This window comes from Actinoplanes sp. NPDC051405, from assembly GCF_055586185.1.
The window spans coordinates 1-18,096 of the sequence record NZ_JBVJIR010000030.1 but is presented as its reverse complement, the minus strand read 5'-3'; the positions used below and the strand labels follow the sequence as shown (position 1 = coordinate 18,096).

General features: G+C 69.8%; 18 protein-coding genes and 1 tRNA gene. 16 read left to right on the top strand and 3 right to left on the bottom strand.

Going from position 1 to position 18,096, the window contains the following annotated elements:
• Nucleotides 1–23 precede the first annotated feature (23 nt).
• The 3 genes from ACZ6S4_RS41655 (at nucleotide 24) to ACZ6S4_RS41645 (ending at nucleotide 3,943) form a co-directional block, all read left to right on the top strand.
• Nucleotides 24–2,363, top strand: coding sequence for a S8 family serine peptidase (locus tag ACZ6S4_RS41655; protein ID WP_465480177.1), 2,340 nt, complete (start codon nucleotides 24–26; stop codon nucleotides 2,361–2,363).
• A 122-nt stretch (nucleotides 2,364–2,485) separates the two neighbouring features.
• Nucleotides 2,486–3,160 carry an ElyC/SanA/YdcF family protein gene (locus tag ACZ6S4_RS41650; RefSeq protein ID WP_465480176.1) on the top strand — a complete coding sequence of 225 codons (675 nt, stop codon included), beginning with the start codon at nucleotides 2,486–2,488 and terminating at the stop codon, nucleotides 3,158–3,160.
• A gap of 54 nt (nucleotides 3,161–3,214) precedes the next feature.
• Nucleotides 3,215–3,943 carry a glycosyltransferase family 2 protein gene (locus ACZ6S4_RS41645; protein WP_465480175.1) on the top strand — a complete coding sequence of 243 codons (729 nt, stop codon included), beginning with the start codon at nucleotides 3,215–3,217 and terminating at the stop codon, nucleotides 3,941–3,943.
• Between the two features lie 21 nt (nucleotides 3,944–3,964).
• On the opposite strand, the gene ACZ6S4_RS41640 is transcribed toward ACZ6S4_RS41645, so the two are convergent.
• On the bottom strand, nucleotides 3,965–5,137 hold the full coding sequence (locus ACZ6S4_RS41640; RefSeq protein ID WP_465480174.1) for a hypothetical protein: 1,173 nt from the start codon (nucleotides 5,135–5,137) through the stop codon (nucleotides 3,965–3,967).
• 264 nt (nucleotides 5,138–5,401) lie between these two features.
• On the opposite strand from ACZ6S4_RS41640, the gene ACZ6S4_RS41635 reads away from it, so the two are divergent.
• The 7 genes from ACZ6S4_RS41635 (at nucleotide 5,402) to ACZ6S4_RS41605 (ending at nucleotide 12,323) form a co-directional block, all read left to right on the top strand.
• Nucleotides 5,402–6,541 (top strand): segregation and condensation protein A, encoded by a 1,140-nt coding sequence (locus ACZ6S4_RS41635; protein ID WP_465480173.1) that lies wholly within the window; start codon nucleotides 5,402–5,404, stop codon nucleotides 6,539–6,541.
• Complete coding sequence (gene scpB, locus ACZ6S4_RS41630) at nucleotides 6,538–7,908, top strand: SMC-Scp complex subunit ScpB (RefSeq protein ID WP_465480172.1); 1,371 nt, start codon at nucleotides 6,538–6,540, stop codon at nucleotides 7,906–7,908. The genes ACZ6S4_RS41635 and scpB overlap by 4 nt, the downstream gene beginning before the upstream one ends.
• A complete protein-coding gene (locus tag ACZ6S4_RS41625) occupies nucleotides 7,895–8,635 on the top strand; it encodes a pseudouridine synthase (RefSeq protein WP_465480171.1) in 741 nt (246 codons plus the stop codon). Before scpB ends, ACZ6S4_RS41625 begins: the two co-directional genes overlap by 14 nt.
• 56 nt (nucleotides 8,636–8,691) lie before the next feature.
• Nucleotides 8,692–9,372 carry a (d)CMP kinase gene (gene cmk / locus ACZ6S4_RS41620; RefSeq protein WP_465480170.1) on the top strand — a complete coding sequence of 227 codons (681 nt, stop codon included), beginning with the start codon at nucleotides 8,692–8,694 and terminating at the stop codon, nucleotides 9,370–9,372.
• A complete protein-coding gene (gene der, locus ACZ6S4_RS41615) occupies nucleotides 9,369–10,775 on the top strand; it encodes a ribosome biogenesis GTPase Der (protein ID WP_360824267.1) in 1,407 nt (468 codons plus the stop codon). Before cmk ends, der begins: the two co-directional genes overlap by 4 nt.
• A 94-nt stretch (nucleotides 10,776–10,869) precedes the next feature.
• Nucleotides 10,870–10,943, top strand: a tRNA-Pro gene (locus ACZ6S4_RS41610).
• 474 nt (nucleotides 10,944–11,417) lie between these two features.
• The gene (locus ACZ6S4_RS41605) at nucleotides 11,418–12,323 is read left to right on the top strand and encodes a hypothetical protein (protein ID WP_465480169.1); all 906 of its coding nucleotides are present in this window, start codon (nucleotides 11,418–11,420) and stop codon (nucleotides 12,321–12,323) included.
• Nucleotides 12,324–12,653: 330 nt separating this feature from the next.
• On the opposite strand, the gene ACZ6S4_RS41600 is transcribed toward ACZ6S4_RS41605, so the two are convergent.
• Nucleotides 12,654–12,917, bottom strand: a complete 264-nt coding sequence (locus ACZ6S4_RS41600) for a hypothetical protein (protein WP_465480168.1) — start codon at nucleotides 12,915–12,917, stop codon at nucleotides 12,654–12,656.
• Between the two features lie 8 nt (nucleotides 12,918–12,925).
• On the opposite strand from ACZ6S4_RS41600, the gene ACZ6S4_RS41595 reads away from it, so the two are divergent.
• The 3 genes from ACZ6S4_RS41595 (at nucleotide 12,926) to ACZ6S4_RS41585 (ending at nucleotide 14,361) form a co-directional block, all read left to right on the top strand.
• On the top strand, nucleotides 12,926–13,057 hold the full coding sequence (locus tag ACZ6S4_RS41595; RefSeq protein WP_465480167.1) for a hypothetical protein: 132 nt from the start codon (nucleotides 12,926–12,928) through the stop codon (nucleotides 13,055–13,057).
• Between the two features lie 8 nt (nucleotides 13,058–13,065).
• Nucleotides 13,066–13,308 (top strand): hypothetical protein, encoded by a 243-nt coding sequence (locus ACZ6S4_RS41590; protein WP_465480166.1) that lies wholly within the window; start codon nucleotides 13,066–13,068, stop codon nucleotides 13,306–13,308.
• Between the two features lie 624 nt (nucleotides 13,309–13,932).
• Nucleotides 13,933–14,361 (top strand): hypothetical protein, encoded by a 429-nt coding sequence (locus ACZ6S4_RS41585; protein WP_465480165.1) that lies wholly within the window; start codon nucleotides 13,933–13,935, stop codon nucleotides 14,359–14,361.
• Here ACZ6S4_RS41585 and ACZ6S4_RS41580 read toward each other — a convergent pair.
• Complete coding sequence (locus tag ACZ6S4_RS41580) at nucleotides 14,339–15,319, bottom strand: zinc-binding dehydrogenase (protein WP_465480164.1); 981 nt, start codon at nucleotides 15,317–15,319, stop codon at nucleotides 14,339–14,341. The two genes, ACZ6S4_RS41585 and ACZ6S4_RS41580, sit on opposite strands and share 23 nt — an antisense overlap.
• Nucleotides 15,320–15,397: 78 nt before the next feature.
• Here ACZ6S4_RS41580 and ACZ6S4_RS41575 point away from each other — a divergent pair, with 78 nt between their 5' ends.
• The 3 genes from ACZ6S4_RS41575 to ACZ6S4_RS41565 all read left to right on the top strand — a co-directional run.
• The gene (locus tag ACZ6S4_RS41575) at nucleotides 15,398–16,225 is read left to right on the top strand and encodes an alpha/beta fold hydrolase (protein ID WP_465480163.1); all 828 of its coding nucleotides are present in this window, start codon (nucleotides 15,398–15,400) and stop codon (nucleotides 16,223–16,225) included.
• Nucleotides 16,226–16,315: 90 nt separating this feature from the next.
• On the top strand, nucleotides 16,316–17,467 hold the full coding sequence (locus tag ACZ6S4_RS41570; RefSeq protein WP_465480162.1) for a thiolase family protein: 1,152 nt from the start codon (nucleotides 16,316–16,318) through the stop codon (nucleotides 17,465–17,467).
• An 18-nt stretch (nucleotides 17,468–17,485) separates the two neighbouring features.
• Nucleotides 17,486–18,096: electron transfer flavoprotein subunit beta/FixA family protein (locus ACZ6S4_RS41565; RefSeq protein WP_465479771.1), on the top strand; the 611-nt coding region annotated here is incomplete at its 3' end.

The following is an 18,096-nucleotide window of genomic DNA, read 5'->3' as shown; positions in this document are numbered from 1 at the left end:
GTTCCCCTCCCCTGGAGCAGTCCATGTCGAATCGGTCCCGGCGCCCCGGCACCAAGGCTGCCGCCACGGCGGCAGCCGCCCTGACCGTCCTGTCCTCGGCCCTCGGCGCGCTGCCCGCCGCCGCGGCGGAGCCCGGCGTCCCGGGTACGTCCTCGATCATCGTCGGGGTCCGGTCCGGGGCGAGCACGACCGCGGTGGTGGGCCAGCTCGACGCCCGGCCGGGTATCGAGGTGCTGGAGTCCGACCCGATCGGCCGGCTGGCCGCGGCCGACGTCACGGTCCCGGCCGCCGACCTGAGCGCCGCGCTGCAGCAGCTGCGCAGCAACCCGAGCGTGGCCTACGCCGAACTGAACCACCAGGTACGGATCACCGACGTAACCCCCGACGACCCGGCCTTCGCCGACCAGTGGGGTGCCACGCGGACCGCCCAGCCGGCCGCCTGGTCGCGTTCGGTCGGCAGCGGGATCACCGTCGCGGTCGTCGACTCCGGGGTCAGCCCGATCTCCGAGCTCGCGGGCCGGCTGCTGCCCGGCTACGACTTCGTCAACGACGACAGCGACGCCACCGACGTCAACGGCCACGGCACCAAGGCCGCGAGCGTCATCGCGGCCAAGGGCAACAACGCCACCGGTCTCGCGGGGGTGTGCTGGGACTGCAAGATCCTGCCCGTCCGCGTCCTGGACGGGAACGGCTCCGGCTACAGCGACGACGTCGCCGCCGGCATCACCTATGCCGCCGACCGGGGCGCGCAGGTCATCAACCTGTCCCTGGGCGGGCCCGACTACAGCCAGCTGACCGAGACCGCCGTCAACTACGCGGTCGCCAAGGGCGCCGTCGTCATCGCCTCGGCCGGCAACTCCGGGGGCAGCGCCCGCAGCTACCCGGCCGGGCACCCGAACGCCATCGCCGTCGCCGGCTCGACCAGCGCCGACGGCCGGTACAGCTGGTCCAACTACGGCACCGTCGCCGACCCCTGGGTGGATGTCGCGGCTCCCGGCAGCAACATCGCCCAGGGCATGAACGGCGGCCTCTTCTGGTACGACGGCACCAGCTCGGCCGGTCCGGTCGTCGCCGGAATCGCCGCGCTCGCCCGGGCCGCGGCCCCGGCCGCCTCGGTGGCGCAGATCCGGGCGGCGATCGAGAGCGGCGCCGACCCGGTGGGCACCTGGGTCGCCAAGGGCCGGGTCAACGCCGGCGCCACCCTGACCGCGCTCACCGGCACGCCCGCCACCCCGAACCCGGTGCCGAACCCGCCGGCCACCCCGTCCGGCCCGGTCATCACCGGCCTCGGTCTCACCGCCGGGCAACTGGTCCGTGGCACCGTGGCGTTCTCGCCGTCGATCACCTCGGCCACCGCCCTGGCAAAGGTGCAGCTGCGCACCCAGACCGGCACCAAGGAGGTCACCACCAACCTCCCCCTGACCGGCACCCGGCAGGTCGCCTGGAAGACGACCGGCTTCACCGGCCCGGCCACCCTGACGCTGTCGGTCACCGACACCGCCGGCCGCACCGCCACCGCGCAGGTCAAGGTCACCGTGGACAACACCGCGCCGGCCGCCACAGTCACCAGCCCGGCCGCGGGCGCCAAGGTCACCAGGATCGTCCCGGTGACCATCAGCACTGTCGCGACGGACGTGGTGAAGGCCGAGCTGCTGGTCAAGAACACGGTCGTCGCCACCGCCACCACCGCCCCCTGGACGCTGACCTGGGACAGCGCCGGCACCAACGCCGGCGTGAGCCTCACCGTGCGGGTCACGGACGCCGCCGGCAACATCACCACCGTCACCCGCGCCGTCGTCGCCGACAACGCCGGACCGGTGCTGAGCTGGCGGACACCGGCGGCCGACGCCGTCGTCGGCGGGACGCTCAAGGTGGAGGCGAAGGCCACCGACGCCTCCGGCGTGACGCAGGTCGAACTGCTGCGCGGCGACACGGTGCTGGCCACCGACACCACCGCGCCGTACTCCTTGGCCTGGAACACCGCCGGCGCGACCGGCCGGACCGCCCTGGTCCTGCGGGCCACCGACAAGCAGGGCTACGTCTCCACCGCCGTCCGCACGGTCGTCGTCGACAACAAGGCCCCGGTCGTGACCTCGGTCAGCCCGGCCGCCGCGGCCTCCGTCACCGGCACGCTGACGACCAACCTGATCGCCACCGACGAGCAGGGCGTGGCCGCCATCGACCTGCTGGTCAACGGCAAGCGGACGGCCGGGGTACGGGATCGCACGACGTTGCTCTTCTCGTTCCCGGCCGGCCGGCTCACCGGCACCCCGACGCTGACCTGGACGGTCACCGACAAGGCGGGCAACGTCACCACGGTCACCCGCACGGTGAACATCACCAAGGCGGCCGGCCAGAAGTAGTCGGGCCGGCGGCCCGGCGGACCGGCCGGCGACAGGCGGACCGGCCGGCGACAGGCGGCCCGGCCCCGGGCCGCCGAACCCTCCGCCGGTGGGCGGCCCGGGTGCTCTGGCAGGATCGACGGGTGGAAGACCGCAGGACCGCCGCCGTGCTGCTGGTGTTCGGGCGCGGTGTCGTCGGCGCCGGCGAGCACTACACGCTCACGCCCGCCAGCGCCGCCCGCGTCCAGGCCGCCGCCGACTACGCGGTCGCGCACCCCGGGGTCTCCCGCATCGTCTTCACCGGCGGCTGGGCGGAGGCCACCGAGGGCGCCGGGCAACCCCCGGCGGGCTGGCGGGAGGGCGACCTGATGCTGCGCGAGGCCCGGGCGGCGGGCCTCGACCGGTACGCGGACCTGCGCGCCGAGACCCGTTCCCGCAGCACCCTGGAGAACCTGGTGCACACCGTCGAGGACGGGCTGCTCGACGGGTACGCGTTCGACGCCGTACACCCGCTCGGTCTGGTCTCGCACCGCGAGCACCTGCCGCGGATCCGCCTGCTCGCCGCCAAGGTCCTCGCCCTGCCGGCGCGGGCCCTGCTGGACGTGCCCGCCACCGGGGGAGAGACGCCGCTGCCGTGGCGTTCCGAACGGGCCGCCCGGGTCATCGCCCGCCTCGGCTTCCTCGGCACCCGCGACCCGGCCGCCCTGCTGCGCCGCGAACGCCGGATGGTCGCCTCCCTGCGCCGCGCCGAGCGACTGTTACGAAACCCACCGAAGGAATTACGCCGGGCCCGCGACGCGCGGGGCCCGGCTGGGTAAGGAGGGGGTGCCACCGGACCACGGACGGGCCGGCGACACCACGAGGAGAACCACGTGCACGACGAGAACAGGTCCATGGTCGTTCTCCTGCCGGTCTATCAACCGAGCCACCACCTGCCCACCCTGATGACCGAGCTGCGCCGGGCCGCACCGGGGTGCCGCTTCGTCATCGTCGACGACGGCAGCAGCCCGGCCGCCGCCGAAGTGCTGCGCCAGGCGGAGAACCTCGGCGGCACGGTCCTGCGCCACCCGCGCAACCAGGGCAAGGGCGTCGCCCTCAAGACCGGTTTCCGGTACGCGGCAGAGCAGCATCCCGGCCTCGACGTCGTCTGCGCGGACGCCGACGGCCAGCACAGCGTCACGGACATCGTGCGGGTCGCCGACCGGGTCGCGGCGACCGGTCACACCGTGCTGGGTGTCCGCCGCTTCGCCGAGAACGTCCCGCTGCGCAGCAAGGTCGGCAACACGGTCACGCAGGCACTGTTCCGGGCCGCCACCGGCCGTGGGGTGCAGGACACCCAGACCGGGCTGCGGGCGTACCCGTCGGCTCTGCTCGACTGGCTCGGCACGGTCCCCGGCGAGCGCTTCGAGTACGAGATGAACGTCCTGCTCGAGGCCGCCCGGGCGGGACACCGGATCGAGGAGGTCGTGATCACCACGACCTACCTCGACGACAACGCGTCCTCGCACTTCAGCGCGCTGAGCGACTCGGCCCGCATCTACTGGCCGCTGCTGCGCTACCTGGCAGCATCGCTGCTGACGCCGGCCCGGGCGACCCGCTGACCGCCCGGGACCGGCGTCACCTCAGCACCAGGTCAGGGTGGAGTTCGACCGGGTGACGTTGCTGATGGTGTTGTTCGTGCCGGTGCACGGGCTCCACCGGATGTTGGTGTTGCTGACGGTGAGGTTCTGGAAGCGGATGTCCGACGACGGCGGGAAGTCGGTGCGCGAGGAGATCCGTACCTCGCCACCGCCGCTGATCGTCCCCGACGCGCCGGCCAGCACCACGTTGTAGCAGTTCTCGATCAGCACGGAGTTGTTGCCGGTGTTCGCGATGTCGACCCGGTCGATGACCGCGCCGCCGCTCTCCGAGACGCAGAAGATGCCCCGGCCGCCGCCGCGTGCCTTGACGGTCCCGACCCGGATGTTGGTGTTGTAACTGCTGCCGATCCGGCCGTTGCGGTTGGCCATCCGGAACGCGGCGTAGCCGGTGCCGGCCCCGGCGTTCTCCGCGTCGACGGTGCCGACGGTGGCGTTGACCGTCTGGTTGAGCAGCAGCCCGGACTCGCCGACGTTGCGGGCGGTGACGGTGCCGATGGTGATGCCGTCGACACCGTAGGTCTCCACGGCATGCGAGCTGGCCCCGGAGACGTAGGCGCTGTCGATCCGGATGTTGCGCGAGGGCACGCTCTTGTCACCGTAGTTGTCGATGCGGACGCCGAGGCCGCTGGACAGTCGCATGTCGATCTGCCCGAGGATCAGGTTGTTCACGCTGCGCATGAAGATGCCGTACAGCGGGGCGCCGGTGACGTTGAGATGGGCCACCTCGACGTCGCGGGTGCCGCGGGAGTAGATCGGGGCCTGGTCGCCGGAGCCCGTACCGGTCACGTTGATCGTGCCGCACACGTCCAGCAGGGTGTAGCTGGGCAGGGAGATCCGCGAGTTGGCGCTGATCGAGCCGGAGCCGCGGACCAGCACGTTCTGCTTGGCCGTACGGCTGGGCAGGCTGCTGATCGCGGCCTGCACCGCCGCGCGCATGTCGGTGCCGGTGTAGACGGTGCTGCTGCCGCGGCGGGCGGTCCAGGTGCTGCCGCTGAGTGTCGCCTCGGCTTGGTACGACAGGGCGCCGCAGGCGGCGGCCGAGGCCTGGGAGAGGCCGACGGCGACGCCGGCACCGGAGAGCACCAGCGTGGTGGCGGCCAGCAGGCCGGTCCGCCAGCGCCGGCGCGACGGGGTCTTCGGGCTTGGGGAGGTCATGACTGCTCCAAAATCTCGGCTGACGAGCTGACCGCCGTGCGCCCTCACGGCTGTGTCCCGATGCCTCCGGTAAGCGCTTTCCATACACGGGCATCGATGTGAAGGAGATGTTAACGGTCACTCCCACGGTGTCAAGGCCGGCCGGCCCGTGACCGGCGGCACCCGGTGGCGTTGAACCATCGCGGAGCGGTGTTCCGCAGGGCCGGCGGGGGTACGGGGTTGAGCGGGGAACAGCTTGTCGAGCCCGTGGTCTACGGTCTTCACGTGCCTGAACAGCCCGTCTCAGAGTCGGCCGACGCCGCGCCGGCACTCGGCGTTCCCGTCGAGGCCGAGGTCGACTCCGGCAAGTTCACGGTCCGGCTGACCAACTTCACCGGACCGTTCGACCTGCTGCTGCAGCTCATCGGCAAGCACAAACTCGACGTGACCGAGATCGCGCTGCACCAGGTCACCGACGACTTCATCGCCTACATCCGGGCCATGGGCGACGACTGGGACCTGGGCGAGACCAGCGAGTTCCTGCTGGTCGCGGCGACTCTGCTGGACCTGAAGGCGGCCCGGCTGCTGCCCTCGGCCGAGGTGGAGGACGAGGACGACCTGGCGCTGCTGGAAGCCGGCGACCTGCTCTTCGCCCGCCTCCTGCAGTACAAGGCGTACAAGGAAGCCGCGGCCGTGATCGCGGACCTGGAGGGCGTCGGCACCAAACGCTGGCCGCGCGCGGTCTCCCTCGAACCCCGGTACGCCGAAGCGCTGCCGGACCTGGTCCTCGGCATCGGCCCGGAACGCCTGCTGAAGATGGCTCTGAAGCAGTTCCTGCCCAAACCGGGGCCGCCCGAGGTGTCGATCGCGCACATCCACCAGGTCCGGGTCAGCGTCCGCGAACACGCGACCCTGATCCGCGACCGCCTCCGCCGCGCGGGCAGCGCGACGTTCAGCCTGCTGATCGCCGACTGCGAGAACACGCTCGAGGTGGTGGCCCGCTTCCTGGCGTTGCTGGAGCTGTACCGCGAAGGGCTGATCGACTTCGAGCAGCCGGTGTCGCTGGAGGAGATGACGGTCCGCTGGATCGGCGGCGACCAGGTCGAGGGTGACCTGGACATCGACGACTACGAGGGGACCCCGCCGGAGCCGGACACCGCGGCGACGGAGCTGGACGAGGAGGACGCCCACTCCGTGCCGGGTGCGATGGCCTCGGTGGCGGAGGACGAGGGCGAGGACGACGACGCTGATCTCGACGACTTCGACATCCCCGAGATCACCGAATACCCCGGCTCCGCGTCTGATTCCGCCGACGACGATGACGCCGGGCTGCCCGGGCCGGATGAATTCGGGTCGGCGGGGGCGGGTACTTCTGGGGCCGACCGCACCGCAGACCGTGTTTCGACCGACGAGGAACAGTCATGAGCGACGAGCGTCCCGAGTCCCTTGCCGCGCAGGCCGCCTCCTGGGTGCCGCCCTGGGAGCGGGCGCCGCGACCGCCCGACCGGGACTTCGAGGCCAAGGTCCGGGCCGGGGAGAGCGACGACGAGGAGCTCACCGAGTCGAATCTCACGGATGACGACGACGACTTCGATCCCGCCTTCGAGGGGGCGCCGTCGCCCGGTGACGGGGTGCCGGCCGAGCTGCCGCCGTTCCCGGAGGAGGCCGGTGGGCCGCCGACCGTGGACGCTCCCCGGGAGATGCCCGGTGACGAGGAGCGCGAGCCGACCGACGTCGGTGGCGGCCCGGAGCTGCCGCTGCCGGGTGCCATCGAGGAGGCCGCCGAGAACGAGATCGGCAACGCCCCGCTGGTCGACGCGCCGCTCGACGGTGACGATGCCGGGGATGTCTTCGACGTGGCCGGCGATGACGATGTCGGGGATGACGCGGAGGTCGACCTGCCGTTCACGGAGGAGGTGCCCGGGCCGGAAGAGGACGACGAGCCGCCCGCCGGCGCCACCCCCGCCGAGCAGTCTCAGGAATCCGCGCCGACCACCGAGGCGCTGACGGCCGACGCGGAGCCGGTCGCGCCCGGGGGTGGGTTGGTGGCCGCGGATGCGGCCGCTCAGAGTGCCGCCGATGTTGACGCCGCGGCGACCGCCGGGGCCGTCACGAGTCAGCCTGTGGCACGGGCGCGGCCGAGTTCCGGGATTCCCGCGCAGGGACGTGGCAGCAAGGGGGGCGCCGCTGCTTCTGTGGCGTCGTCGGCCCGTACCGAAGAAGAAGCGGAACCACTCCCGCCGATGGACGATGCCGAGTTGCGGGCGGCGCTGGAAGCCATTCTGCTTGTTGTTGATGAACCGGTCGCCGAGATGCAGCTCGCGCAGATCGTGGAGCAGCCGACCGAGCGGGTCGCGGGCATGTTGGAGGACATCTCGGCGCGGTACACCGCCGCCGGGCACGGGTTCGACCTGCGGCGGGCCGCGGGTGGCTGGCGTCTCTACACGCGGCCGGAATATGCGGCCTACGTTGAGCGGTTCGTACTGGATGGCCAGTCGGTGCGGCTCACCCAGGCCGCGCTGGAAACGCTCGCTGTAGTCGCTTACAAGCAGCCTGTCACCAGGTCGCGCATCTCGGCCATCCGCGGTGTGAACTGTGATGGCGTCATGCGTACGCTTACCACTCGCGGCCTCATCGAGGAATGCGGCACTGAGGGCGAGACCGGGGCATTCCTGTACCGCACCACGGCGCTGTTCCTGGAGAAGCTCGGCCTCAACTCGGTCGACCAGCTTCCGCCGCTGGCCCCGTTCCTACCCGACGATGTGGAAGAAGTGCTCGATGCCTCAGGCTGATCCGGACAGCTCCGTGCGGCTGCAGAAGATTCTCGCCACCGCGGGAGTCGGATCCCGGCGCGCGTCTGAAGATCTGATCTTCCGGGGCCGCGTCACCGTGAACGGCAAGGTCGCCAAGCTCGGCGACAAGGTCGACCCGGCCAAGGTGGAGATCCGGGTGGACGGCGCGCGGATCGTCACGGACACCAAGCTGGTCTACCTGGTCATGAACAAGCCCCGCGGCGTGGTCTCGAGCATGGACGACGAGAAGGGCCGCAACGAGCTCGCCGACTTCCTCGGCACGTTCGAGCAGCGGATCTTCCACGTCGGCCGGCTCGACGCCGACAGCGAGGGCCTGCTGCTGCTCACCAACGACGGCGGGCTCGCGCACAAGCTGATGCACCCGTCGTACGGGGTCGCCAAGACCTACCTCGCCGAGGTCGCCGGCCCGCTGCCGCGCAACGTCGGCCGCCGGCTGCAGTCCGGCGTCGAGCTGGAGGACGGTCCGGCCAAGGTCGACTCGTTCAAGCTGGTCGACGCGGTCGGCAAGACCGCGCAGATCGAGATCACCCTGCACGAGGGCCGCAAGCACATCGTGCGCCGGATGATGGACGAGGTCGGGCACCCGGTGTCGCGCCTGATCCGTACGGCGGTCGGCCCGATCCGGCTGGGCGACATGCGCCCGGGCGGCTTCCGCCGGCTGTCGAACGCCGAGGTGAGCGCTCTCTTCAAGGCCGTCGGCGACTGAGCCGGGCGCGCCCGGCACAATAGGTAGTTGTCTCATCAGACGTCTTGGAGGTAGCGGTGGAGCGAGCAGTGCGGCCCGAACGATGCGTGGTGGCCGTCGACGGTCCCTCGGGATCGGGCAAATCCACCGTTTCCCGGCGGCTCGCCACCGCGATCGACGGCATCTACCTGGACACCGGCGCGATGTACCGGGCGATCACCTGGGCGGTGCTCCAGGCCGGCGTCGACCCGCAGGACCCGGACGCGATCGCCAAGATCGCCCAGGAGACCACCCTCTCCGTCGGCACCGATCCGGTGTCGCCGCACTTCCGGGCGAACGGCACGGACGTCGACGCGGCCATCCGGGGACCCGAGGTCACCGGCGCGGTTTCGGCCGTGGCGGCCGTCCCCGCGGTACGCCGTCAGCTGGTGCAGTTGCAACGCGAGCTCATCGCCGCGGCGCCCCGCATCGTCGTCGAAGGCCGTGACATCGCCACCGTGGTCGCACCGGACGCCGAGCTGAAGGTGTACCTGACCGCCTCAGCGGCCGCGCGCGCCCAGCGCCGCAGCGCCGAGGACGCCACCGACGTGGCGGCGACCGAAGCCGACCTGAACCGCCGCGACAAGCTCGACTCGAGCCGCGCGGTCGACCCGCTGCGCCAGGCCGACGACGCCGTCACGCTCGACACCACGGGCATGGGCATCGACGAGGTCGTGGCAACGCTCCTGAGCATGCTCAACAGCAAGGTGAGTTCGTGAGTGACTTTTCTTCCGAGGTCTCGGCCTTGGAATCCGCACTGCACCAATCCATGGCAGAGGAAGGCCCCGTACCGGTCGTCGCCGTCGTCGGCCGGCCCAACGTCGGCAAGTCGACCCTGGTCAACCGGATCATCGGCCGCCGCCAGGCCGTGGTCGAGGACAAGCCGGGCGTGACCCGCGACCGCGTCCCGTACGACGCGCAGTGGAGCGGCCGCCGCTTCACCGTGGTCGACACCGGCGGCTGGGAACCGGACGCCCGCGACCGCGCGGCCGCGATCGCCGCTCAGGCCGAGATCGCCGTCCAGACCGCCGACGTGGTCATCTTCGTGGTCGACGCGATGGTCGGGGCCACGGACGTCGACGAGAAGGCCGTCCGGATGCTGCGCCGCAGCCACAAGCCGGTCATCCTGGTGGCGAACAAGGCGGACAACCAGAACATCGAGAACGACACCGTGTCCCTGTGGGGTCTGGGACTGGGGGAGCCGTTCCCGCTGTCCGCCCTGCACGGCCGCAACGCGGGCGACCTGCTCGACAAGATCCTGGCGGCGATGCCCCCGGCCCCGGCAATCATCGAGAACGCCCCGCGAGGCCCGCGCCGCGTGGCCCTGGTCGGCCGCCCGAACGTCGGCAAATCGTCGCTGCTGAACCGCTTGGCCCGCGAAGAACGAGCGGTCGTCGACTCGGTGGCGGGCACGACAGTCGACCCCGTCGACAGCCTGGTGGAGATGGACGGTGAGGTCTGGCAGTTCGTCGACACCGCCGGCCTCCGCAAGCGGGTCAACCAGGCATCCGGTACGGAGTACTACGCGTCGTTGCGTACCGCCGGAGCTGTCGAGGCCGCCGAGGTCGGCGTCGTCCTGCTGGACGCGTCCGAGGTCATCAGTGAGCAGGACCAGCGGGTGCTGACGCAGGTGGTCGAGGCCGGGCGCGCACTGGTGATCGCCTTCAACAAGTGGGACCTCGTCGACGCCGACCGCCGGATCTTCCTGGACAAGGAGATCGACCGCGAGCTGAAGCGCATCCCGTGGGCGATCAAGGTGAACATCTCGGCGAAGACCGGTCGCGCGGTCGACAAGCTGGCACCGGCGCTGCGCAAGGCGCTGGACAGCTGGGAGAAGCGCATCCCGACCGGGGCGCTGAACCAGTGGCTGACGGCACTGACACAGGCCACCCCGCACCCGGTGCGAGGCGGACGGGCGCCGCGGATCATGTTCGCGACGCAGGCCGGGGTGGCGCCGCCCCGGTTCGTGCTGTTCACGACGGGGCCGTTGGATGCCGGGTATCAGCGGTTCATCGAGCGGAAGCTCCGTGAGGAGTTCGGGTTCGAGGGGTCGCCGATCGAGGTGTCGGTGAAGCCGCGGAAGAAGCTCGGACCTGGTGGGCGGGGCAAGGCCCACGGGTAGGTTGCTCTGTCCTCGGCATGCCGGTGTTAAGTCGGTTGGGGGGCTGGGGTAGGGTTGTGGTGTTGCCGCGCACTGGGGTTCCGGGGCGTGGCATCGGGCTGTAGCGCAGCTTGGTAGCGCACTTGACTGGGGGTCAAGGGGTCGCAGGTTCAAATCCTGTCAGCCCGACCGAAGGTTTTCGCAGGTCAGAAGGCTGGTCTAGATCTTGGATCAGCCTTCTTCGCGTTCCTGGGGACCACAAGAGTCAAGTGGCGCCGGTCGTAGCGCACCTTGACCGCTGGTCCAGAAACCCGCAGCAAGCAAGTGTTACTGCCGACTTGGTCATTCTGTGTATCAAGGCGCCGCTGACGCGGCGCGGCGGGCCGCACCATGGCATTCCATCCTCGCTCCTAGAGCTGGACTTCGGCCGGCGGCAGTCCTGCGGACCCCGGAAGGCACGAGCGACAACTCGGTCGGCCTCCCCCTCTCGCCTCAATGGTCCAGCACCCGCGCGGACGTGGGCGCGACGATGCCGGCGGCTGCACGGCCCGGGAGTCCCGTTAAAGAAACTTTAAGGAACGCTTGCTCAGCTTCATGAACTGCTGCCACATCATTGCTCGTACATCTCGGCACAAGCACTACCGAGACGAAGAGGAGCCGTGCATGTATCGACGCGGAGTCAGCAGCCGGACGCGCAAGCTGGTGATTGGAGGTGCCGCCGCAGTGCTGCTCGGCTCGGCGCTCGCGGTCGGCACGGGGATGAGCCAGGCCGCCGAACAGGGCAACGCCGGAGCCGGCTCCGGTGACATCAACGCTTTGGTGCCGGCGCTGGGTTTCAGCCCGGGCGATCCGAACGCGACGGCCGACCGCGTGGGCCCCACCGGGGTAAAAGTTCCCGGTCGCTGCCCACCCACTCAAGCCCAGGTGAACGCGCAGGTAGCGCTCAAGAATGGAAACATTCCGAGTGGAACGGACCTTGAAAGCCGCATCCAACGTTTTGAGAAGACCTTGTCGGCGATTCAAGACTTGAAATGCCCCGCGTCTTCCACGACTTTGCTGGGCCGCTTGAATTCGTTGACCGCGCTGCGCGGCAACGCGAACCGCGATAACATCCTGCGTGGTTTGGGTTTGAACGAAACGCCAGCGGATAAAGCCGCTGCCACGGGATCCGGTGACGCGGCCGCGAGTGGAGCGACGGGGAACGCCGGAGCCGGCTCCGGTGACATCAACGCTTTGGTGCCGGCGCTGGGTTTCAGCCCGGGCGATCCGAACGCGACGGCCGACCGCGTGGGCCCCACCGGGGTAAAAGTTCCCGGTCGCTGCCCACCCACTCAAGCCCAGGTGAACGCGCAGGTAGCGCTCAAGAATGGAAACATTCCGAGTGGAACGGACCTTGAAAGCCGCATCCAACGTTTTGAGAAAACCTTGTCGGCGATTCAGGACTTGAAATGCCCCGCATCTTCCACGACTTTGCTGGGCCGCTTGAATTCGTTGACCGCGCTGCGCGGAAACGCGAACCGCGATAACATCGTGCGTGGTTTGGGCTTGAACGAAACGCCAGCGGGATAAAGCCGCGGACAACGGCAACCTGATCCTTCGCGGATCCTGATCCACCGCACGGAACCGCCTCGCCGGAGGCCCTCGCACCACGGGGGTCTCCGGCGCGTTGGTGTGTGGGTCATGCGCGCGGTGATCTTCGGCTACTTCGGCACGCTGACCGACCCCGGCGCTGAGGAGTATCGCGAGCCCCTCGCGCACCGCACCGGCGAGCTGCTCGGCGTCTGCCGGCCACGGTTCGAGGAGGCGCCGGCCGGGAGCTTCGGCGAGCGCACCATCGGGGTCCACGGCGGGACGGAGAGCACGCTGAGAGCGGTGGCGCATTCCTGCGGAGCGAACCCGTCATCCGCCCAGCTCCCCGTCGCGCTCGCGCATCACCGGAGCGGTCATGCCCGCCTCCGCAAGCCGCGGCACCACGCGCTCGGCGTCCTGGCGGAACTCCGGCGGCGGGGGCTCCGGATCGGCCTGCTGAGCGACTGCGGTGCCGAGCTGGCGGAGTGCTGGAGCCCCACCGCGTTCATCCCGCTCGTCTTCTCCTGGCAGGAGCGATGCCGCAAGCCCGATCCGCGGCTCCACGCGCCGGTGGCGCGGCGCCTCGCCGTCCACCCTGAGAAGTGCTCGCCACGAACGCGCTGGTCCCGGCGGCGGCGCGGTACCGGGTCGACCCCGATGACGCGGTCTGTGAGTACACGATGGACGATCCGGCCGGCCTGCTGCCCCTGGTGGGCAGCGCCGGGCCGGTATAACGGTCGGCATGGAGATCCCCGTGCCTGAACTGCCGTTCCCGCTGAGCTGGTCACCCGCACCGGAGAGCTGGGCCTACAAGAGGGTGTTGCTGACCGTCGCCGCCGGCCCGCGCACGGACCTCTTCACCAGCCCTGAGGACGGATCGGTGCGCGCCGAGGCGCCGCTGCTGCTCGGCTCGTACCGGGGGGATTCCAGTTCTCGGCGCTCGTCGCCCCGGCCTTCGGGGCCGCTTCCGACGCGGGTGCGCTGATCGTCCGGGAGGGCCCGGATCGCCGGCCCAAGCTGGCGTTCGAGGCGCCGCCGGAAGGGGTCCCGATGGTGGTCCCGGTGGTGACCCGCGGATCCTCGGACGACGCGAACGGGGCATGAGCCCAGACCGAGCAGCGGAGGCGGTTCCGCAGCGGCTGAAGGAAGGTGGGCGCGCAGCCTTCGACATAACCCGAGAAGCAGACCGCAGCCATGCTGTCGACGCCACAATCCGTGCAGGCCTAGACCTCCTACCCGCCGCAGCTGCTGACCGATGGTTGCCTATCTCTACGGATTTGAAGGTCGAACGTTGCGCCGTCAACGCTGGGGTGCTGTACCGCCTGGGGACCATGTGGGGACCACACGTCATGCGCGCTGATGCACTGACCACCCGTCGGATCACGTCAGTCGATGGCTGGCATCGTGGTTGACGTGCGGAAACGCTCACTCCAATGGCCTGGGGGTCAAGGGGTCGCAGGTTCAAATCCTGTCAGCCCGACGGCATAAGGGTTTCCACAGGTCACAGGCTTGCGGAAGCCCTTTTGTTGCTCATCGGGTTTGCCCGGGTCCAGCACGCCGCTTATGGACCCGTTGACTCGGCCCGGGGCGACGATGGAGCAGGTCAGGAATGCGGACGTACGACGCCGGGCACTCACCATGGTCGGTGAGCTCGCCGAACGGTACGCGCTCGTCGAAGCGGCGGTGGCGGAGGCCGGGCCGTCCGGCCGGCAGTGTCAGATCGTCCACCCAGATCTGGTACGCGGCGATCGGCGGCAAGTCCCAGGTGGCGGCGGCCGAGCAAAAGCTCTGCGAGAAGTGGGCCGGCATGCCGGACCGGTCCCTGACAGATTGCCCGTACGTGCTGCTCGGCGAGCCGCGGCAGATCGCGGACACCCTCGGTTTCTGCCGGGACGTGATCCAGTACCTCCAGACCTCGCTACGGACCGCGACCGGAGTACGCGGCGGGCGGCTGGTCGTAAGTCAGGCCGATGCCGTGCTCATGGCTGTGGTCGTGGTGCCGGGCAGCACTGATCTCAATCGAGCCCGTCCGTCCTGAGGACGATCTTCCCGAAACCTTGGCCGCTCTCCAGATAGCTGTGTGCGGCCGCAGCGTCGGCCATCGGGTATTCCCGGTCGATCGACGGCGGGAGAACTGTGTGCTTCTCGCGCAGTGCGAGCAGGCCTGCGAAGTCGGCCGGGCTACCCATCGTCGTGCCGAGCACCGAATACTGGCCGAAGTAGAATCGGCGGACGTCGACCTCTACCCGTTCCGCCTCGGACGCGCCGAGCACCACCGCGCGCCCACCCGGCGACAGTGCGGCAAGGGCTTCGGACCAGGCCCCGACCGCGTCGAGGACGACGTCGAACCCGCCGCCGTTGTGCGTCCGGGCGGCAGCCGGCCAGTCGGCCTCGGTGTAGAGGACACCGCCTGTCGCTCCGAGCGTGCGCGCTCGCTCGATCTTGACCGGCGACGACGAGGTGACCGTGGTCCGGGCGCCGATCGCCGTGGCCAGTGCCACGGCCATGGTTGCCATTCCGCCACCGGCGCCGAGGATCAGCAGCGACTCACCGGCCCGCAATTGCGCGCGGCTGAAGAGCGCCCGGTAGGCGGTCAGGCCGACCAGTGGCAGCGACGCAGCCTCGGCCCAGCTCAGGCCGGCCGGCTTGGGGTACAGACATTCGGTCGGGACCACCACCTGCTCGGCATACGTCCCGGGCCGGTGATCGCCGAGAATCTCCCAGTCGGGGCCTGGCGCCCGCTCATCGTCGCCCCATCGCAGTGACGGCAGGATCAGGACTTCATCACCGTCGTCGGTGACGCCGGCGCCGTCAGCGCCCGGCGTATGGGGGATCGGTGACCGGTACCGGCCGCGCCGGACCAGCACGTCGTGCCAGTTGAGCGCGGCAGCCTTCACGTGGACGACGGACCAGCCTGGCCTGGGCTGAGGATCCGGGACATTCCGCAACCGCAGGACGTCCGGACCTCCGAACTCGGTCAGCGTGACCGCTCGCACGCGCTCTCCTCCACCACGAAACAAAGGCCTTACCATACGACCATATGCGTAGGTGTCAGTCAGACCAAGGAGCCGGTCATGGCCAATGAGCCGACACGAGTCGACTACCAGAGCGAGGGCGGCGTGACCGTTGCCGCATACCGCTGGGACCCGTCGGGTGAGCCGCGCGCGATCGCGCAGATCGTGCACGGGGTGGGGGAGTACGCCCAGCGGTACCAGCCGCTGGTCGAAGATCTCGTCGCCGACGGATACGTGGTCTACAGCCACGATCATCGCGGGCACGGCAACACCGCCGCGTCCGAGGACGATTTCGGCAAGCTCGGTCCGGACGGCTGGCAGCGATTGGTGGCGGACATCGGCCGCACCGGTGACGTCGCCAAGGCGGCACATCCCGGCCTGCCGTTGGTGCTGATCGCGCACAGCCTCGGTTCCTTCGCGGCGCAGCAGTACCTGCTCAACCACAGCAACGACGTGACCGCGGTCGTGCTGTCCGGCACGGCGGTGATCGACCTGCTCGAGCCGGCGATGGACCTCGATGCTCCGATGGATCTGAGCGCCTTCAACGCGCCATTCGCCCCGCCACGCACCGACTTCGACTGGCTCAGCCGCGACGACGCGCAGGTCGACAAGTACATCGCCGACGCCTGGTGCGGCTTCGGGCTCGACATCCCCGGCGGCCAGGCGATGTTCGCCGGGGCCCGGCAGCTGGCCGACCCGGCCCATGTCGCGCAGATGCGCAAGAACCTGCCGGTCTACATCGTGGTCGGGGACCTCGACCCGGTCAACGGCGGCCTCACGCTGGTGAACGAGCTCGTCCGCCGCGTACGAGGAGGCCGGCCTGTCCGATGTCACCCTGGTGACGTGGCCCGGCGCCCGCCACGAGGTTTTCAACGAGAGCAACCGTGACGAGGTGGTCGCCGGAATGATGGCATGGCTCGACCGCGTACTCCCGGCTTAGTCTTTGGTCCTACCAAATGAATGGTTTACACTTGGGCGATGACTCGGGACGCAGTGGTGGTGGGTGCGGTGCGTACGACGGTCGGAGTCGGCAAACCGGCGAAAGGTGAGCTGGCCGCGATCCATCCGGTCGATCTGTCGGCCCATGTGATCGACGCGCTGATGCGCCGTACCGGGGTGGAACCGGCTCTGGTCGAAGATGTCGTCTGGGGATGTGTGACCCAGGTGGGGGAGCAGGCCGGCAACCTCGCGCGGAACGCGGCGCTGGCGGCCGGCCTGCCGGAATCCGTGGTCGGCACGACCGTCGACCGGCAGTGCGGCTCGTCGATGCAATCGTTGCAGTTCGCCGCCGCCGGCGTTGTCGCGGGGCATTACGACGTGGTCATCGCCGGTGGCGCCGAGGTCATGTCCCGTGTCCCGATGTTTTCCAACATCGGGACGGCCGACCCGTTCGGATCGATGAACGAGCGCTACGACGGGCGGCTCGTGCCGCAAGGCATCAGCGCTGAGCTCATCGCCGAGAAATGGGGCCTGTCGCGTACCCGTCTCGACGAGCTGGCGGTCGCTTCGCATGAGCGCGCGTCAGCCGCGCAGGACCACGGCCTGTTCGCCGAGGAGATCACGGCGGTTCCGTCACCGGCCGGTCTTGTCGAGCACGATCAGGGCATCCGGCGCGGCACCACTGTCGAGCGGCTGGCCGCCCTCAAGCCGCCGTTCCGGGACGACGGCGTCGTCACCGCCGGCAATGCCTCGCAGATCTCCGACGGCGCCGCCGCCCTGCTCGTCACCACCTCGGAACGGGCGCGGGCACTCGGGCTTACGCCGCTCGTACGACTGCACTCGTTCGCCACCGCCGGGGTCGATCCGATTCTCATGCTCACCGGGCCGATCCCGGCCACGGCCAAAGTCCTCCAGCGGGCCGGTCTGGCGCTGAACGACATCGGTGTCTTCGAGGTCAACGAGGCGTTCGCTTCCGTGCTCGGTGCCTGGTATGCCGAGACGGGCGCCGACCCTGAGGTGACCAATCCGCTGGGCGGCGCCATCGCGCTCGGGCACCCCCTCGGCGCCTCCGGCGCGCGGATCTCCACGACGATGCTGCATCACATGCGGCGCAACAAGATCCGGTACGGCCTGCAGACGATGTGTGAGGGCGGCGGCATGGCCAACGCCGCGATTTTCGAGCTGCTGTGACGCACGAAGGAGTTTCAGATGAACATCGTCGTACTGGTCAAGCAGGTGCCCGATTCCGGTGCTGAGCGCACCCTGAGCCCGGGTGACAACACCGTCGAGCGGTCCTCGGCGAACAACGTCATCAATGAGATGGATGAGTACGCCATCGAGGAGGCGCTGAAGATCAAGGAGGCGCATGGTGGCGAGGTGACCGTGCTGACGATGGGTCCCGAGCGGGCTACCGAGTCCATCCGCAAGGCTTTGTCGATGGGCCCCGACAAGGCCGTACACATCACCGACGACGCCCTGCACGGCTCGTGTGCCGTGGCGACCTCCAAGGTTCTGGCCGCCGCCCTGGGCACCCTGAACGCTGACCTGGTGCTGTGCGGTGCTGAGTCGACCGACGGCCGGGTGCAGGTCATGCCGCACATGCTGGCCGAGCGGCTGGGCGTCGCGGCGCTCACCGGCGCCCGCAAGCTGACCGTCGACGGCAGTCGGCTGACCGCTGAGCGGCAGACCGACGAGGGTTACGAGGTCGTGACCGCGGCCACGCCGGCCGTGGTCAGTGTCTGGGACACCATCAACGAGCCGCGCTACCCGTCGTTCAAGGGCATCATGGCGGCGAAGAAGAAGCCGGTGCAGACGCTGTC

What these genes read in the sequence shown, in the direction of transcription:
- ACZ6S4_RS41585 (WP_465480165.1), top strand. Translation starts at nt 13,933, where the DNA reads ATGCGGACGTACGACGCCGGGCACTCACCATGGTCGGTGAGCTCGCCG.
- ACZ6S4_RS41640 (WP_465480174.1), bottom strand. Translation starts at nt 5,137, where the DNA reads ATGACCTCCCCAAGCCCGAAGACCCCGTCGCGCCGGCGCTGGCGGACC.
- ACZ6S4_RS41575 (WP_465480163.1), top strand. Translation starts at nt 15,398, where the DNA reads ATGGCCAATGAGCCGACACGAGTCGACTACCAGAGCGAGGGCGGCGTG.
- ACZ6S4_RS41625 (WP_465480171.1), top strand. Translation starts at nt 7,895, where the DNA reads ATGCCTCAGGCTGATCCGGACAGCTCCGTGCGGCTGCAGAAGATTCTC.
- ACZ6S4_RS41590 (WP_465480166.1), top strand. Translation starts at nt 13,066, where the DNA reads ATGGAGATCCCCGTGCCTGAACTGCCGTTCCCGCTGAGCTGGTCACCC.
- scpB (WP_465480172.1), top strand. Translation starts at nt 6,538, where the DNA reads ATGAGCGACGAGCGTCCCGAGTCCCTTGCCGCGCAGGCCGCCTCCTGG.
- ACZ6S4_RS41570 (WP_465480162.1), top strand. Translation starts at nt 16,316, where the DNA reads ATGACTCGGGACGCAGTGGTGGTGGGTGCGGTGCGTACGACGGTCGGA.
- ACZ6S4_RS41605 (WP_465480169.1), top strand. Translation starts at nt 11,418, where the DNA reads ATGTATCGACGCGGAGTCAGCAGCCGGACGCGCAAGCTGGTGATTGGA.
- ACZ6S4_RS41655 (WP_465480177.1), top strand. Translation starts at nt 24, where the DNA reads ATGTCGAATCGGTCCCGGCGCCCCGGCACCAAGGCTGCCGCCACGGCG.